The following is a 16,787-nucleotide window of genomic DNA, read 5'->3' on the forward strand; positions in this document are numbered from 1 at the left end:
TTCACCTGACCCAGGATCAGTCCGAAAAGTGGCCGCCTTCAAATCGGAACGGCGGCCGGAATGAAATCGGAATGACTGGCCGGCTTGATTTCGGAACCAGTGGCCGGCTTCATCGGAATACGCACCTTCGCGAAAGCCGTTAAACATCGGTACCGCTTTCTTAAACAAAAAGTTGCGAAGGCTCTATCGGCGTTGTATTGCCCACCTATGAATGCAATGCCGGGGCGCCATTGGGGAGGCCGGTGTGGAAGTCGTTAACGTGTAATGAATTGGATTAGGTTTGTCCCGAGGCGCCGTGCTGTCTCGGCTCTTTGGAATGTTTTGACGTTATTTTTCACCTGTACTTTCGCAATCCTGCCAGGAGCAATCACTCCGGCGCATGCCGTGGTTGCTCCGATTTTCAATCACGACAACCTCGCTGTCGTCGGGCCAAAGCGGGGTGGATTATGGCGCTATCATTCCGGGCGGGACAGGGGCTTACCGATATGCCGTCACATCAGGTCGAATGCCACTCGGTATCAACCTTCTTCCAGACGGAAACTCTTTCGGGCAGACCGACCGGAGTCGGTGCACGTAACTTCGTCATCAGACGCGAGCAGTGCCTTTCCAAAAAGCACCCCACTATCAGTAGATTCTGATCCCCCGCGTTTTCCTGTTCACGGAACAAAAAATTCACTTGGCTGCGGTGAGGATTTCCCTGACTTTCTGAGCGAGATCATCTATTGCGAATGGTTTGGTGATCATTTCCATTCCCGGGGCCAGGAAATCGGAGCGCGATGCCGCAGTGGCGGCGTATCCGGTAATGAATAAGACCTTAAGAGAGGGACGGAAAGACATAGCAATTTCGGCAATTTGCCGGCCGTTGAGCCCGGGCAGTCCGACATCCGAGATCAGCAGATCAACACGGCCCTTACCTTCGATGACTGGAAGCGCTTCGCTTCCATCAATGGCTTCGATAACGCGGTATCCTAATTCGTTCAACACATCGACAACGAGCATTCGCACCGAATCGTCATCTTCGACAACAAGAACGGTCTCGCCTTCGCCACGAGGAGGATCAATGTCCGGATCGTCCGCATCACCTTCTTCCGATCTGTCTTGAACACTGCTAGGCAGGTATAGCTTGATCGTCGTCCCGAGGCCCACCTGGCTGTAGATTCGGACGTGGCCTCCGGACTGTTGCGCGAAGCCGTAGATCATCGATAGTCCAAGACCGGTCCCCTGACCGATGGGTTTTGTGGTGAAAAATGGATCGAATGCCTTGGCGATGGTCGCCTGTGACATACCGATGCCGGTATCGCTGACGGCCAGGACGACGTAGCTTCCGGGCTTCAGGGTTTCGCCGCGAACCAGATCGGCATCCGCAAAAACGACGTTGGTCGCCTCGATGGTCAGCTTCCCCCCCTTGGGCATGGCGTCACGGGCGTTGATCACCAGATTGAGGATGGCACTTTCGAGCTGATTGGCATCAGTCACCGCTTTCGATGTGCCAGGTGTCATGTTGATCAGCAGCTCTACCCGCTCGCCAAGGGTGCGCCGAAACAGATCCTCCATGGAGCCGATGAGTTGCGTAACATCAACTGGCTGGCGATCGAGAGACTGACGGCGTGAAAAGGCCAAGAGGCGATGCGTCAGGGCTGCTGCTCGTGTTGCGGACGAACTCGCAGCATCGATGAACTTGTCGAGGTCATCCAGCCGCTTTGCTGAAATCCGTCGCTTAATGATGGAAAGGGCGCCGATTACTCCGGTAAGCATATTATTGAAATCGTGGGCGATTCCACCTGTCAATTGCCCAACGGCTTCCATCTTTTGGGCCTGTCGCAGCTGCGCTTCAGTCTCTTCGAGAACCGCCTGCTGTTGCTTCTCGGTCGTGACATCCCTGCCGTAGGCATAGACACGCTCTTCTTCGCGGGAAGTCATCCACGACACGATCCTCAACGAGCCGTCTTTGTGCGTCATACGGATCTCAAGATCGGTATGCGTATTTTCAACCGCTGCTCTCAGCAGCGGTCCGATACGCTGACGATCTTCTGCCCAAACGAAGTCTGTGACGTGATGGCGAATGACCTGTTCTCGAGTGTGACCGAGGATCTCGAGCCAAGCCGGACTTACATCGCGAAAAATTCCATCGGTACCGATCACGACCAGGAGGTCTCGCGAATTTTTCCAGACGCGATTGCGGTCCCGCACGCTTTCAAGGGCGATTTCGGATAGCGCGGCATTGGCTTGCTCCAGGCTTTCCTGGGCCTGCTTCGCCTCCGTGATATCAAAGATTACGCCGACATAACGCCGGCCGTTCGATTCTGTATCATCGACATATTCCCCTCGCCGAGCAAGCCAGCGTTCCTGCCCGTCATCAGCGCGCTTGACACGAAACTCGATATTGCGCTCATTTTGAAGGCCATCAGGGTCGCTGAGGTCGATAATCCGCTCATCGTCAGAATGGATAAGATCATTCAGGGTACGCACGGTTAGGATACGCGTTGGATGCAGGCCGAACAAACGGCAGAATTTCTCGGAAACGCTGATCGTGCCGAAACCCACAATATATTCGAATGTGCCGATTCCACCGGCAGATTGAGCAATCCTAAGCTGCTCGTTGGCACGCTTCTGTTCGGTAATATCAACCAACATACCGACGAACTTTATAGGCTCATCGGCTTCGCTCAGGACGGCGCGGCCGCTGGCGTGCACCCAGCGATAGCCGCCGTCGCCGCGCAGCAACCTATATTCCTTCGAGAACACTTCGGAACCAGACAGGATGCCGGCGACCGCCACCTTTATCCGCTTAACGTCATCAGGATGGATTGAAGTGAAGAATCGGCTGGTTGCCACTCCCGCAGCCAGCTGGATAGGATCTTGATGGGTGATTGCCGCAAATCGAGCATCCGCGAACAGCCGCCTGTTGACGATATCCCATTCCCAGCCGCACGTCGCGCCCGCCGCCTCCAATGTGAGCTCCAACCGACGCTGAGCAGTTTCAAGTTCGGAGCGCACGTTGGATAGCTTTGCTGCAAGATCGTCGGCATCGTCAGTCATGGTGTGCGCCAATATTTTCTCGCCTTCGTTATTCTGTGTCCGTCATGACACGGTCGATGAAGGCAGCGATTAACTGTTTGAGCTTCTCCAAAGAGGGAAGATCCATGATCATCGCGATATAGCCGCGAATATCATGCTCTCGGACAGAAAAATTTATGTAGAGAAACAGGACAAAGCTCTCCCCACTCGTGCCACCAAAGGCTTCGAAAAGAAGATTGCTATCGCCCCGACGGACAGCCGGTAGGGACATTTTCAGCGTATGCTGAAGCATATTGGCCATCGAACCCAGGCAGCCATTCAAGATGACGTTGCCAGTCTCGGCCAGGGCCTCATCCTCCATTTCCGCCACTTCGATTTCAGCCATCTCATCACCAACGATGGCTCGAACGAGTGACAATCCATTGCTCTCAGGAAAAATCAGCAGGGCGCGGCCAGAAAATGGACCTTCAAATTGCTGCTGAACGGCGATCAGGGTCTCGCTTTCGCGCTGACCGATCAATGATGCCGCGGTCCTGCGCGTTACGACTTCAACTGACGGGACCGAAAGCGTCACTTGTTTGCTCACCATCTTGCGCAAGCTCACCGCCGCTCGGCTTACGCCGATATTCACGAGCTCGGTGAGCGCGTCGCGTTCGAGCTCGTCAAGGGCTATAGCGCTCTCGCTCATACGCTCGCCTTCTTAAGGCGAAGCGCAGCTCCAGCGATGAAGCCATTCAAGCCGTCCTGAGTAACGGGCTTTGCCACGAATGTGGCATTTAGCGAACGGACGCGGGCGATGATCTCGTCCTGCACATTGGCCGTAATCAGCGCAATCGGCATGTTGGGGTGAGCAGCACGCAACTCCGTTGCCAGTTCAAGCCCATCCTTATCCGGCATGTTGAAGTCGAGGATGGCCACATCGATCTGCTGCGATCCGACGACATCCAATGCATCTTCCGCATTGCCCGTTTCGACGCGCTCCCAATCGGGTTGCAAAGCCGCAATCGCCTTACCCACCACGATCCGAGCCAATTTGCTATCGTCCACCACTAACACCGTGACTGTCATTCTAAACTCCGCATAGTCGTCGTGTCTTAGACCTTTGCAAGGCCTTGAACTACATTACCGGCATGAAAAACCTTCGCAAGTTCCAGCTCCAAATTCGTCAGACTGGTTGAGATAGGTGACCAGTCCCGACATAAGCCTCTGAGTCATCAAGGATGGATGGGTTTCGGCAACCATTTTCGGTCGAAAAACCATCAAAGCCTGCCACAGGGCCGTATGTATTGCGGTTGCACCGCTGAGATCCACCAGGAGATCGGCGCGGCTTTGCAGATAGGAAACAAGGGTTTCTACCTCTTCGACACCACACGTGCCTGTCAGCATGAGAATATTGTCAACAAGTCTCACCGTCATTGTACCAGCTCTTCCATGTCCAGCACGAGGAGAACTTTGCCATCGCCCAGAAGGGTCGTTCCCGCAATCCCCTTTATGCCTTGCAGCAGGCCGCTCAGTGGCCGCGTCAAGGTTTCGGCTCGTTCGGCGATCGCATCTACGGCTACGCCAATCTCATCGTTGCCTGCTTGTAAGATGAGCACCTTGAGATCGTCAGAATGTGACGATTGAGGCGGCATCTGCAGCAAGTCGCCAAGATAAAGCAAAGGGATCGTTCTGTTGCGCAAAACAAATGCCTTGCCGGCTCTAACGAGTTGAATGGCGCTGGCCGGCAGCTTGTGCGTTTCAAGGACATTTGCAATCGGGATACCATATCGCTCGCTGCCAATCTCGACGACCATGAGCTGCGCCATGGAAAAATTTATCGGTAATTTCAGGATGAACGAGGTGCCCGATCCGACGGCACTTTGCAATTCAAGCGTGCCGCCCAGCCTTTTGACGGAACTCTGAACGACGTCGAGACCAATCCCGCGTCCAGATAGGTCGGAGATGGAGGATGCTGTGGAAACGCCGGGGGCGAATACAAACTGCAATATGTCCTTATCGGACAGCGCCAAGGCCTTCGCTTCCGCGATGAGGCCGAGCTCTAGCGCTCTTGCTCGCACGCGTTGCGGGTCCATGCCTCGGCCGTCATCGGAAACCTCAATCTCGATCTGATCGCTGCGGCGCTGCGCCCTCAGCAATATGCGTCCCCGGGCAGGCTTTGATAGTTGTAGCCGTTCGGTTTGAGGCTCGATGCCGTGATCAAGGCCATTTCGAATGAGATGCAACAGCGGTTCGAATAGGTTCTCGACGATTTCACGGTCGGCTTCGACGGTTTCACCTTCGATGACCAGATCGAGCACTTTTCCAAGCCTTACTGATGTTTCCCGCACGAGTCGCGGAAAGCGTCGAAAGGTATGCTCGAGCGGAATCATCCGTGTCTGAGTAACAGCGCTATAAAGGGATGCGACCAGTCGCTCGATCTCATGCTGGCTTGCAAGAATGCGCCTCGCGAGCGCTTCTGTGCCTTGGGTGCTCGCCTCTATGGCCAAAGGAAGAAGGCCGTTCTTTGCAGTGATCAGCTCGCCGGCAATTTCAACCAGCTTGTCAATTCGTGCCGAATCCACGCGTATCGTTGCCAATTGCCGGTCAGCCAATTCCGTAGACGTCGCTTTTGGGGGGGTGGGCGCTAGGCCATGAGCCTCTCTCGGCAAGGCAAAAAGCCTAACCTGATCGGGGATGAGCCTGAATGTGCGCTCCGCCTCCGCAAGGGAGACGCCCGAAACCGCCTCTATCAACAGATTACAGCGAAATGGGTCGTAATCGTGGATAGACTGGCGCGGATCCTTCAGCGAAAAGGCCAGATATCGAAGATCTGGCAGGTGTGAGATAGCTGCCAATGGGTCGTCTCCGCTGAAGAAGCATTCCGGGTGTGGCTGGTATTTGATCGCAACGAGCGCCTCTTCAGAATCGGATGGACCAAACTTTTCCTTCAGTGACTGAACCCAGCCGGGGACCGTTATGGAGGTGGACGTCGCAGCGTCTTCCGCGTCACCCTCGGTCATCGTCCCGTTCAAAAGCCCGAGAAGGCGTGGAGCCTGCTTTTCCTGGGCATCAGACAGGCGCTCCGTCTGCTCAATTCCGCCGATGCTATCGTCAATCCACTCCGTGACAGCAAGAAGTGGACCGACGAGCGCCGCGTCTACGACAATCTTGCCTGCGCGAGCCTGGGATAAAAGGTCTTCAGCCCGATGCAATATGCTCTGCATCGGGCCGAAGTCGAACAAGCCGACCGAGCCCTTGAGCGTGTGGATCGCGCGAAATGCACTTTCCAGGCTTTCGCGCTTTTGCGGATTGGCTTCCAACGACAGAAGATCGTCCGACGCCTGTTGCAATAGCTCGCGCGCCTCGATGGTGAATTGTGCGATCAACTCATCCATTTATCTTTCTCCGACGTCGCGATAGACGATGGCCTCGGGGAAACGAATAGGCTCGAAGTTTTCCGAAATGCGTGACATGGACTCTGTGTGACCGAGACACACATAGCCGCCTGGACAGAGAAGGCTATGGATATTGGCCGCGGCGATTTCCCGTGCCGCTTCATCAAAATAGATCATCAGGTTGCGGCAGAATATCACATCAAAACGCCCCAGTGCTGCCAAGCTTTGTCGATCAACGATATTGCTCTTTGCAAATGTGACGGATTCCCGAAGATCACCTATGAGCCGGCGCTGCCGATTGCTTTCTGGCTCGAAATACTGGTCGACAAGCGACGAGGATAGTTTCGAAAGCGCCCGCTGACCATAAAATCCATCGATCGCTTGCTGCAGAATGGCAGTGTCGATGTCCGATCCGACTATTTCGATATTGTAGGCATCCACAAGCGGCCAGTTTTCAAGTAGCCAAATGGCGATCGAATAGGGCTCCTCTCCGCTTGAGCATGGTATCGAGAAGATCCGAATACGATCACCTGGGCCTTTAGACCGTATAAGATCCGGAAGCATGGAATTACTCAAACAGGCAAGCTGATGTTGTTCGCGATAGAAATAGGTTTCATTGACGGTGAAGCTGTTGATCAGCAATTCAGCCTCGCGCCAGTCCCGGCGTATCAGGCTAATGTAGTCTTTTGCGGATTGGGATTTCCGTTGGCTTATTAGGTCAGCGACGCGGCGCTCGATATAGTAGCGCTTCGTTTCGCCAAAAACCATACCACTGCACTTATAGATGATAGCACAGATTTCCTCAAGATCGGCCGCCGACAGCGGTTCTGTCATGAGGCTATTGCCCGCGCTGGTCAGTGGGATCGCCATCAGCCACGCCGTTCCAGCAACAAAGGGCCGATTTCATCGACGCGCTTGATCTCACTCGCGCCGCCCAGGCGCACCAATTCTCCTGGCATGCCCCAAACGACTGCGGTTTCCTCGGACTCTGCGATCGTGTACCCGCCGGCCGCCCTGAGGTCGGTCATAGCGTCGGCTCCATCATTTCCCATGCCGGTCATGAGTACCCCGACAAGATTGGCGGCAGGCACATGTTTCAGGGCCGATCGCACCAATCGGTCGACGCTCGGGTGCCACCGATAGCTCTGATCGCTCGGAGCCGCCATCGCGACCAGCAGGCCCGCCCGCGAGGAGATGATGATATCGGCATCCCCTTTGGCAATGTAGACATTGCCGGGTTCGATTTTGATTGGTTGCGTCACCTCGGTAACGGTCATTGAACATAGCTTGTTGAGACGCCGGGCAAGAGGCCCGGTAAACGATGCCGGCATATGTTGGGCAACGATGATCGGCCAGCCGAATCCAGCCGGGAGGGAGGCCAGAACGCTGTCGAGTGCCGGCGGGCCGCCGGTGGATGCTCCGATCAATACGAGACCAAACTTCTCGGCGTCTGATTTCGATTTCGTGTTCGATACAGAAGCTGGGCGGTAGCGCTCTGCGGACTCGAAGGCTGATGGGGCCAATTGCGCGAAACGAACACGCTCGACCAATCGGCGGCTACGACGGATCCGAACCGATGCAGCCATGCGGACTTTTTCTAAAAGTGGTGGAATCAGCTCATGGATCCCAAGCGAAATGGCACCTGCGGGCTTTGGGATGAAATCGACGGCGCCAATCTCCAGTGCCGCCAATGTCTCCTCAGCTCCTTCTTCCGTCAACGACGATACCATAACAACGGGGCAGGGGTGTTCCAGCATGATCCGGTCGAGACAAGTGAGTCCATCCATCAACGGCATATGGATATCCAGGGTCACGACGTCGGGCCGAAACTTCGAAATTACCCTCAATGCCTCGGCACCGTCGCGCGCAAATTCGATCTCAAAGTCTCCTTCGCCGCTGAAGACCTGTCCAAGCAGCTTGCGCATCAATGCCGAATCTTCAACGATGAGAAGCCGGATCACGAACCGGCCGCCTTGGTCTTTTCGTCCCTGATTGCTTCAACGATATCTCGCTCCGCTCGTGTCAGAAGTTCCTTCGGGTCAATCAGCAAGATCATCCGGCCATCTGAATCGATTTGGGCAATACGGTCGAAAATATCAGTGCGTTTGGACGAAAATTCGGGTGCCGCCGACAAGGCAGCCGAGGAGATAGCCTTTACCTCCGTGACGCTGTCCACCACAAAACCGGCCTGCAGACCTCCAAGGTTTACGATAATGGCGCGAGCCTTGGCGGCCCGCGTTGAGCTCGGCGTATCGAAGCGGGTACGCTGATCAATCAAGGGAACGGCCCTGCCGCGCAGGTTGATGACACCCATCACGAAATCTGGCGCGCCGGGCATACGGGTTACATCTTTTGGCACCCCTGCGACCTCATCGACCGACCTGATCGGCAATCCGTAGCTCTCATCGCCGAGTTGAAAGATCAAGAACCGCTCGAACGCGTTCTCCTGCTCACCTGTCGTTTCCATGGGCTTAGCTTCTGAATTCTGGTCAATTGCCTGTGTGACGGCGTGATGGCCGAACAGCTTTTCCGACGACAGGATGGAGATCAGCCGCACATCTTCCCCAATTCGACCGATGGCTTCGATCTGAGCATCGCCGCGCCCCCGTTGAAGAAGGTTCGGTACCCGGTCGATCGCATCGTCGCGCAGACGGCAAATGACATCCATCTCATCCACAACAAGGCCGATCATCTCACGGTCCTGTTCAACGACGATGATCGGGGAGCTTTCGCCGATTGCTTTTTTGTCATCGATGCCAAGGAGGGAGGCCAGCGAGAGTAGCGGCAGAACACTGTCGCGTAGCGGGATAAACCCGATCACCGCCGCCGCAGCATCTGTGATTAGCGAGATGTCACGGGTGAGAGGGACAATCTCTCGAATATGATCTAGCGGAAGGCCATATAATTGGCCTGCTACGCGAAACGATAACAAGGCAGTTTGCTTAACTGTCACGACCGCGACGTCGTGGGCGGCGGACTTGGTCCGTTCAACCGGCGCTCGCCGCGCGACCTTGAATGCAGTGTCCAGGAGGCTGTTTAACTCCTTCAGCGGGGAAGCCTGAGTATCGGCGGACAGTTGCAGAACCTCGTTGACCAGCAGGCCCACCGGGCCACCATGATCATAGACGATGATCTTGCCCGCATGGGATGTCGCATCGCAAACATCGTTGAGGACCCTGTCCATCGATAGGATTGGAACCGGTTTGCCGCGAAGATTGGCGATGCCTGCCAACGCCTGCGGACCATGCGGCACCCGGGTGATCGGCGGTATCCTAACGACCTCGAGCACCTGCCTTGCGTCGATTTCGTAGCTGCGCACGCCGACCTGAAACACGAGCCGCCGATCGGCATCCACCTTGGAGGTCGATATAGCCATGGCCTCAACTTTCAGCCATTTGGAGTTCGTCTGCCAACGATGCGATTTCCTCGACGGCCGCCGCCAGATCTTCCGCCCCGCGCGACTGCTGGCGCGCCGCAGTTGCGGCTTGCTCTGAAGCGGAGCTTGCCTCTTGGGCCGCTGCAGCAATTTGTTGCGTGCCGGCCTGCACCTCTTTAGTTGCCACAAGAATTGCTTGGGTGGCCTCCAGTATCGACGTGTTGCTGCGCACCATCATTTCCACATCGGCTTCTGCTACCTCCAGCCGATCGATAATCAGCCTGCTCTTACCGATTTCGGCCTCTGACGCCAGGACGATAATCTCGAGCTCCCGCTGCACCGCCGCACTCTGAATCTGAATTTGCCGAACAATATCCTTGACGCCCTCAATGTTTTCGGAGGCATCCTGAGCGAGTTTGCGGATATCCGTCGAAACGATTGCGAAACCACGACCCGTTTCCCCGGCTCTCGCGGCCTCGACCGAGCCGCTCACCGCAAGCATGCTTGTCTGTACGGCTACAAGAACGATCCGATCGACCGTGCGCTCGATCTGGAACGCGATTTCGCTAAGCGAATTCAGGTCAGACAATGCGCTTTTCGTTTCGCTGAGTGCGGCTGAAACGCCCGATGCTATCGCTGTAAGCCCCGCCTTGTTCTTTGCCAGAAGCGCTTTAATCTCTCCAGCCTGCTTGCTCGCCAGTTCCGCGCTTTCCCGAGTCTGCGCCGCGCTCTTTTCAATCTGGATCATCGCCGCGTTGGCTTCTTGCGTAGCAGAGGCCTGCGCCTCCGCTCCTTTGCTAATCTGCTCGATGGCGACGAGAATTTCGCCCGCAGTGCCGGATAGCTCCTGAACGGTTGCGGATAGCTCTTCTGCGGCCGAGCCCAGCTCTTCGGTGCGCGACGCCCGCGAACTCCTGCCACTTTCGTTCATCAGATCGTCAGCGAGCACTGCCAAACCTTGCGCGGTCTGCTGGCTTTCTTCAAGCGCGGCGCTCTGTTGTTGGACGGAGCGTTGTGCTTGTGTTGCGGCAGCGGACTGTTCTTCGGCTGCGGCACCAACAATTTCAGCACCCTTTTGTGCCTCACGCGTTGCCGCTTCAGCCTCAACAGCAGCAATCAGGATCACCTGACTGTTCTGCGACAGTGCAGTCAAGCCCGAGCGTATGGTGTGCAACTCCTCGGACACCGATCGCCCCGAAACAGTCTGTTTTTGTGCACTGGCAGCGGCCGATTTTATGCGGGCCGCAATAGAGCGAACCCCTTCGACGATCAACTCGGCGCGTTGACTAACGTCGCGTGAACTCCGCTCGGCAATTTCTGCCAAGGCACGAACCTCGTCGGCGACAACCGCAAAGCCTCGGCCTTCATCGCCCGCCCGAGCAGCCTCGATCGCTGCATTAAGAGCCAGCAGATTGGTGCGATCCGAGATGTCCGCGACGGCGACAGTGGTGGTGCCAATACTTTCAGCCTGAGACTGAAGCTTGTCGATGACCGCAACGGAGCCGATCTGCCGTACGGCGTTGGCTTCGATGGTTGCAATCGATGAATCGATCTGTGCGGCGGATTCCAACACCGAACTTTGAAGCGCCTCGGTGCGTTTACGCGCAACCTCCGCTTCGACCCTCGCCTCGGAAAATCTGGACCAAAGATGAGTGGTCGCCGCCAGAGACTCTTGGGCGGCGCCGGCGGCCTCTTCCGCCCCGCTTGCGATCTGCTCCAAGGCACGGCGCAATTCTTCCGCTGCGGCCGCAGCTTCGCCCACACCCGAGGCAAGCTCTTCCGTGGCAGCGCCTATGCGCTCCGCCGCCTTCTGCTGGCGCAGGCGCGAGCGATCCTGTGATTTGCGCGATGACGTTGAGGCAGTGTCTCGGATTGGTGTTGCAGAGCCGTCCTGGCCGAGGTTTGCAGCCGCTGTCTTCGCGCCTAGTTGCGTGGTTTTCACAAGTGCCATGGGATGCCCGTTAATCACCTTAAACTTGGATTGCAGTTCGGGAGCCGCGATTTACAGTATCGTCAGCTAAGCCATTTGATTTTTATGAACTATTAGACGAGCCAAAGCAATCTATGCGATCTTGAGTGATGCAAGTTCGCGAATTTGCCGAACGACATCAGCAATGTCATAAAGTTTTCCGATGTATCGAACCTCGGGGGGCAATTCGTCCTTCGACATTTTCAAAAAGCCAGATGTGACGATGATAGACATCTGCGGATGTGATTGCCGGACTTTTTTCGCCAAATCCAATCCATTCATCGAACCCGGCATATCGATATCAGTAAAAATAGTGCCTACGTCCGAATTCTCATCCAATACTATGAGCGCTTCGTCTGCAGTACGGGCTTCTAGAACTTTGAGCCCCGCGTCCTCAAGTTCCGCAACCAAGTTCATGCGTATCAGGCCCTCATCTTCTACAACCAGTACGCATTCTGTATTCATGTTCATATCAGGAGATACCAGGTTTGAGTAAAGCCAACTCACGAAACGCCTAAGATGGCAAATGGTTCCAAATCGTTCGCGCAGGAACGCATTGTATCCGATTTGTACGAACTTGGGAGACGCAGAGAATGCACCTTGGCGGTGGAACTCTGGTTATCGTCATGAATTTCCTTATGCCGCGGCTTCGGTCGTTGTGAAGGGCTTCGGCACAGAAATTGCTCGCTCGCTCGATCCTTAAACCGTTTTTCTCTCGTGACCGAAGATGAACATGCCGGGGAACCGAAAGCAGACGAAGGTCTCATACGAGGCGTGGATCCAGCCTTCCCTTCTGGCGGGTTGACCATAGAGCAGTTCCGTCATTGCTTCCCTCGTGTTCGATGGAGCGATTTTCGGTAAGATTGGTTTGTGCCCGGCCGAATGGCGCCACGTCGCTCGCTCGATGGATGGCGAAACTCGAATCCCATGCCGACATATATCCGGCCGTCGAGGGCAGGGACGCCGTCCAGGTCAACCCTATTGAGAGCGGCTACCTGGAAGTCGACAAAGCCGACTTTCGGAGCAAGCCCCGTTATTCAAAGACCATAATTGACAAGCTGCACGACAACCCCTCTCGCGATGGGGCGGCGACTTGACGGTTTGGCACGTTCCCTTCCGTTCATACGAGGACCTTCAAAGACACTGTCCCGCCATTGAAGCGTAGGGGCGCCGAAATGAACCGGAAGAACGACGCTGCGCCGAAGATCGAAAGGGGCCGAGGAAGCGACAAGATCTCGGTGGTCCGGTTGGCGTCGGAGCTTAGAGATTTCTTATCCGTCTATGGACAGCGACCGCCACCGCATAATCTCGCTTCGTTGAACCCTGTCGCCGTTCCTATGACGTCGGCGACGTTGGTGCTCCGCCCAGCGCATTCGAAGGAATGGTTAGTTTGATTATCAATCCTGCGGGGTTCCACTCTCGCTCTACGGATCCTCCAAGCGAATTGATCGTCGCCCTTTCGAGCTGCGAACCGAATCCGCTTGTCTTATTCGGCGTGACGGAAGGTCCCCCGATCTCCGTCCAAGTCAGCAGAAGCATTTCATGGTTGTGCACTTCGATCTCAACTCGCCCGTGAATAGAGGATAGGGCGCCATACTTGACAGCGTTCGTTGAAAATTCGTGAAGAAGCAGCGCCAGCGAGGTCAACGAATGCCCTTGCAGTAGGAAGTTATTACCGCGTATCGACACGCGCTCGACGCCGTTGGCCCGATGGGCGGCAAAAAGCGCCCGAACAAGCGCAAAGATGGTCGTGTCTTCGGACCGAACGGCAGAAGCACCGACGGTGGGGAGGGTCAACTCATGGGCAATCGCCAGCGCGTTCGTGCGAGCGCGCAGGTCAGTGGCAAGATCCTTGGTTGAAGTTGCGTTCCGCTCGCTCAAACCGATAACTGCATTCACAACGGCGAAGATGTTCTTTATTCGATGGTTCATCTCTCGCAGCAGCAAAACCTGACGCTCGGCGTCCCGTTTACGCTCCGAGATATCCCGTGCCAATTTTGAAGCGCCGATAATAGCCCCATGACTGTCGCGTATGGGCGACACGGTCAAGGAAATGTCCAGAAGGGTACCATTTTTATGACGCCGGACTGTCTCGTAGTGCTCGATTTTCCTGCCTTCGCGGATGTTGCCGATGATCGTGTCTTCCTCAACTAGACGATCATCCGGAATAATGAGCGAGATATGCTGGCCGATCGCCTCCTTGGGCGTGTAGCCGAAAAGCCGTTCAGCGCTCCTATTCCAACTCGTAATGATGCCATGAATGGACTTGCTGATGATCGCATCATCGGAGCTCTCGACAATGGCCGCGAGCAGCGCTTGCGCGGAAGACTCGCTTTCGTTCGACGGCCCTTCGAGGATGCTATCCGTGGGGTCAGGCTGCGATACAGTCGGTCTTTCGAAGGGATTATCTGCAGATGTTTCCTCTCCGCGCATGTGCTTGCTCCCAAATGTCGAACTTTTTGCCATGGATAAGCAAATGTCAGTTCGGGGATAGGATCATTATCCTAAACCATGTCTTGCCGCCCTGCCGTCGAATATGCGGTATATACCGAACAAGGCAGCGCAGATATTATATCCGCTTAGGAGGCGTTGGGAAGCCGATCGTCACAAGGAGAGTTGTTTCGGCAAGGTCATGGTTCCCTTTCGGCGCCGAATTGCCTCGATGCTCTTCGCAACGCGGTGAACATCGATTGCACAGCGGCATAACCTGTACCGACTGGCTGATATCTATCGCCGTCCGTGGTGAAACCATGTTCACAGGAATCTTCAATCAAGATTTGCGGAGCAACGTCATTTAGAAACCAACTATGAAATAGAGGCGGTCGATAGGCCCGCATTGATCTGCGAGATGATCGCTACGATTTTCCGCCGGGAGAAACAGCCCCAATTAGCGGCTTTGGCCGGAAGCCAGCGCCTGCGCCGAGCTTTCAGGTTGCGATCTAGTCGCGATGTTCGGGCATCGCCTTCAACGGATCCTTGGTCCAAGATGTCACGCCGTGAATCTCGTCGCTTTTGGCACGCGTGAAGTGAAGATTGGCCATCGGAAGCGACACCGGCTTGGCCTCGATGCCGAGGAAGCCCGACAACATCGATCACGACTTTGCTGGCGCTGCCGCATCCGTGCACGTGATCAACCGTACTGACCTTGTGGTCGCCAGCTCCATAGATCGATGCGCCTTTGAGATTGGCCTGCGTAAATTCATCTTCGCTTGATCGTATATAATTGCTAGGATCCATAGTGAGATCCTCCTTTCGATTTTGCCTTCAATGCCGGACTGGGAGAAGGCTAATCTCACGCGGAGGCTGATGTAAGTCGGGCGACTTGCTAATGGTACACGTGATAGGCGGCATTGTGCTTGCGCGTTGCCGCAACCTCGCCACGCTTTTCCCTCCTGTGTGGGCGGCGGGATGGCTAATGTGTTTGCCTTGTCCGGCGGCGCCTGCCTTCTTGCCGCCGCCAACATCATCGTTGACGACCTCCTAACTCTCCGATCAGCCTCTTACTCCAAGACCCACCGCCATCCTCATCGCTTATAGCGATACAGTCGGCCGTATGCCGGCTTTTTTCCCGACGAGCAGCGTTCTGGGAATAACTCTCTGCGAAGGGCGCTCGCCAAAGCGTCGACCTGAATGAACAGCAACAGAAAACGCAAGCCGTCTCGCACGGTTTGCGTCAGGGCGAAATCAGACACCCGGTGAGATTGGGTTGGGTACTTGCTAACAATCCGACTACTTGGTCATCGATGACTCCGCCGGCTGAGATCGAGACATTCCAAGATCACTACGAGTTAGATCGGTTTTCTGACGGAGCATCCGACATTCACCATGTCGCCACTATGCCGACCACCTTTCCCGAAGCCCTGTGCTCTTCGACACGGCCATATCCCAGACGTCGGTAATTGAGACCGACAGCTAAATTGACCGTTGTAGCTCGCGGCGATAAGCGCCTCGCGCCCTCCAGTTGCTTTCCTTCGTCTCCTCCAAGGGGCAGGTGCCTTGGAAAGCAAAATTCGCCGTTACCAAAACGGAACAATCGCAGATCGCGTTCGACAAGGATAGTCTAATCTCGTTGGGCTTTTTACGCGTTCGTCAAGGAGGCGAAATAGTGTCAAGAAAAATCAGCATATTGTTTGGCGCTCTTGCAATCGGCGCGCTGGGGCCGTTGGCCGCTCACGCTTAAGGCGTGGTGGGCGGAGCGCGAAACGGCGCGGACGAAGGTAATCGGCAGGCGGGGCCTGTTGGCGTAGTGGTTGGTGGTGCGGGCAGGAACCGGCGGCATGAATGGACTGCTGGGAATTGATGAGCACCCCCGCTTTCATGACTATGTCGTAAAAGAGAAGCGGCCATCGATTGTATATCAAGACAGCGTCGCAGTCGGTGCCGTGCTTCCCGAGGAGGACGTGCAATACTATGACGTCCCACCGGAATATGGAGTAACGAAGCACCGTTATACCATTCTGAACAACCACGTCGTTCTCGTGGACCCTCGTACGCGCACGGTTGTTGAGGTCGTTCAATAGGTACGTGCTGCAAAAACATATACCTACTTTTGTGCCTGATAGCATACTCATCCATCGCGCTGGAAGTTGCAGCTCCAGTATTCATCCCCTGCGGCAGCATGTATACCAGCGGTAGCCTCCGCACCGACGACACTTGCCGACCGGTGCCTCCGTCGATAGGAGGCACCTCCAGATCGGTGCCGCGGTGGTGTTATTTATTTCGCGGATTGCTTATGGGCTTCACTGGAAGATTTATGGGCGCGTTCCGCATGCTCGTGCGCGGCTTCTGAATGCCGCTTTGCCTCCTCATGCTTGCCACTTGTGTGCGCATGCGCGGCCTCGTAGTGATGGTGCGCTGCCGCAGCATGGTGGCCGGCTGCTGTATGATGATGGTCATTTGATGGATGGGTAGCCATTGTTTCCTCCTGTTGGAATACCTTTGATCATGCCAAGGGCAATGATTAACAATCCAAACCTGTCGATGTTCCCGTGCGTTCCACCAAATCAACAATGTTCTCCATCCTCGCGCTAAATTCATTGCTTCGTTG

13 protein-coding genes and 2 pseudogenes are annotated in these 16,787 nt (G+C 55.5%); 1 reads left to right on the forward strand and 14 read right to left on the reverse strand.

Annotated elements, in window-relative coordinates; genetic code table 11:
- Positions 1-672 precede the first annotated feature (672 nt).
- The 13 genes and pseudogenes from GR212_RS26400 to GR212_RS26455 all read right to left on the reverse strand — a co-directional run bounded on the left by GR212_RS26400 (position 673) and on the right by GR212_RS26455 (position 14,977).
- The gene (locus GR212_RS26400; protein ID WP_163991133.1) at positions 673-3,039 is read right to left on the reverse strand and encodes a PAS domain-containing hybrid sensor histidine kinase/response regulator; all 2,367 of its coding nucleotides are present in this window, start codon (positions 3,037-3,039) and stop codon (positions 673-675) included.
- Positions 3,040-3,067: 28 nt separating this feature from the next.
- Positions 3,068-3,706, reverse strand: coding sequence for a chemotaxis protein CheX (locus GR212_RS26405; RefSeq protein WP_163991135.1), 639 nt, complete (start codon positions 3,704-3,706; stop codon positions 3,068-3,070).
- A complete protein-coding gene (locus GR212_RS26410; RefSeq protein ID WP_163991137.1) occupies positions 3,703-4,086 on the reverse strand; it encodes a response regulator in 384 nt (127 codons plus the stop codon). The genes GR212_RS26405 and GR212_RS26410 overlap by 4 nt, the downstream gene beginning before the upstream one ends.
- A 54-nt stretch (positions 4,087-4,140) precedes the next feature.
- The gene (locus GR212_RS26415) at positions 4,141-4,434 is read right to left on the reverse strand and encodes a hypothetical protein (protein WP_163991140.1); all 294 of its coding nucleotides are present in this window, start codon (positions 4,432-4,434) and stop codon (positions 4,141-4,143) included.
- A complete protein-coding gene (locus GR212_RS26420; protein WP_163991142.1) occupies positions 4,431-6,395 on the reverse strand; it encodes a chemotaxis protein CheA in 1,965 nt (654 codons plus the stop codon). Before GR212_RS26420 ends, GR212_RS26415 begins: the two co-directional genes overlap by 4 nt.
- Positions 6,396-7,265 (reverse strand): CheR family methyltransferase, encoded by an 870-nt coding sequence (locus GR212_RS26425; RefSeq protein WP_163991144.1) that lies wholly within the window; start codon positions 7,263-7,265, stop codon positions 6,396-6,398. It lies immediately after the preceding gene.
- Positions 7,265-8,356 (reverse strand): chemotaxis-specific protein-glutamate methyltransferase CheB, encoded by a 1,092-nt coding sequence (gene cheB, locus GR212_RS26430; RefSeq protein ID WP_163991146.1) that lies wholly within the window; start codon positions 8,354-8,356, stop codon positions 7,265-7,267. The genes GR212_RS26425 and cheB overlap by 1 nt, the downstream gene beginning before the upstream one ends.
- Entirely contained in the window at positions 8,353-9,771 is a 1,419-nt protein-coding gene (locus GR212_RS26435; RefSeq protein ID WP_163991147.1) for a chemotaxis protein CheW, read from the reverse strand. The genes cheB and GR212_RS26435 overlap by 4 nt, the downstream gene beginning before the upstream one ends.
- Before the next feature lie 4 nt (positions 9,772-9,775).
- Entirely contained in the window at positions 9,776-10,702 is a 927-nt protein-coding gene (locus GR212_RS37795) for a methyl-accepting chemotaxis protein (protein ID WP_432444410.1), read from the reverse strand.
- A 207-nt stretch (positions 10,703-10,909) separates the two neighbouring features.
- Positions 10,910-11,722: pseudogene (locus tag GR212_RS37800) on the reverse strand (methyl-accepting chemotaxis protein); the annotation flags it as partial.
- Between the two features lie 111 nt (positions 11,723-11,833).
- On the reverse strand, positions 11,834-12,211 hold the full coding sequence (locus GR212_RS26445) for a response regulator (protein WP_163991151.1): 378 nt from the start codon (positions 12,209-12,211) through the stop codon (positions 11,834-11,836).
- 864 nt (positions 12,212-13,075) lie between these two features.
- Positions 13,076-14,173: a PAS domain S-box protein gene (locus GR212_RS26450; protein ID WP_163991153.1), complete on the reverse strand. Its 1,098-nt coding sequence runs from the start codon at positions 14,171-14,173 to the stop codon at positions 13,076-13,078.
- Positions 14,174-14,679: 506 nt separating this feature from the next.
- Positions 14,680-14,977: pseudogene (locus GR212_RS26455) on the reverse strand (PRC-barrel domain-containing protein).
- Between the two features lie 1,040 nt (positions 14,978-16,017).
- Here GR212_RS26455 and GR212_RS37250 point away from each other — a divergent pair.
- Positions 16,018-16,260 carry a DUF1236 domain-containing protein gene (locus GR212_RS37250; protein WP_246725982.1) on the forward strand — a complete coding sequence of 81 codons (243 nt, stop codon included), beginning with the start codon at positions 16,018-16,020 and terminating at the stop codon, positions 16,258-16,260.
- A gap of 194 nt (positions 16,261-16,454) precedes the next feature.
- On the opposite strand, the gene GR212_RS26465 is transcribed toward GR212_RS37250, so the two are convergent.
- Positions 16,455-16,655: a hypothetical protein gene (locus GR212_RS26465; protein WP_163991155.1), complete on the reverse strand. Its 201-nt coding sequence runs from the start codon at positions 16,653-16,655 to the stop codon at positions 16,455-16,457.
- Positions 16,656-16,787: the final 132 nt, after the last annotated feature.

The sequence above is a fragment of the Martinezella lusitana genome, from assembly GCF_010668395.1.
GTDB lineage: Bacteria > Pseudomonadota > Alphaproteobacteria > Rhizobiales > Rhizobiaceae > Rhizobium > Rhizobium lusitanum_A.

Excerpts from the sequence above, each read along its gene's own strand:
- GR212_RS26425 (WP_163991144.1), bottom strand. The coding sequence starts at position 7,265 with ATGGCGATCCCACTGACCAGCGCGGGCAATAGCCTCATGACAGAACCG.
- GR212_RS26450 (WP_163991153.1), bottom strand. The coding sequence starts at position 14,173 with ATGCGCGGAGAGGAAACATCTGCAGATAATCCCTTCGAAAGACCGACT.
- GR212_RS26420 (WP_163991142.1), bottom strand. The coding sequence starts at position 6,395 with ATGGATGAGTTGATCGCACAATTCACCATCGAGGCGCGCGAGCTATTG.
- GR212_RS37795 (WP_432444410.1), bottom strand. The coding sequence starts at position 10,702 with ATGAACGAAAGTGGCAGGAGTTCGCGGGCGTCGCGCACCGAAGAGCTG.
- GR212_RS26400 (WP_163991133.1), bottom strand. The coding sequence starts at position 3,039 with ATGACTGACGATGCCGACGATCTTGCAGCAAAGCTATCCAACGTGCGC.
- GR212_RS37250 (WP_246725982.1), top strand. The coding sequence starts at position 16,018 with ATGAATGGACTGCTGGGAATTGATGAGCACCCCCGCTTTCATGACTAT.
- GR212_RS26415 (WP_163991140.1), bottom strand. The coding sequence starts at position 4,434 with ATGACGGTGAGACTTGTTGACAATATTCTCATGCTGACAGGCACGTGT.
- GR212_RS26435 (WP_163991147.1), bottom strand. The coding sequence starts at position 9,771 with ATGGCTATATCGACCTCCAAGGTGGATGCCGATCGGCGGCTCGTGTTT.
- GR212_RS26410 (WP_163991137.1), bottom strand. The coding sequence starts at position 4,086 with ATGACAGTCACGGTGTTAGTGGTGGACGATAGCAAATTGGCTCGGATC.
- GR212_RS26445 (WP_163991151.1), bottom strand. The coding sequence starts at position 12,211 with ATGAACATGAATACAGAATGCGTACTGGTTGTAGAAGATGAGGGCCTG.
- GR212_RS26465 (WP_163991155.1), bottom strand. The coding sequence starts at position 16,655 with ATGGCTACCCATCCATCAAATGACCATCATCATACAGCAGCCGGCCAC.
- GR212_RS26405 (WP_163991135.1), bottom strand. The coding sequence starts at position 3,706 with ATGAGCGAGAGCGCTATAGCCCTTGACGAGCTCGAACGCGACGCGCTC.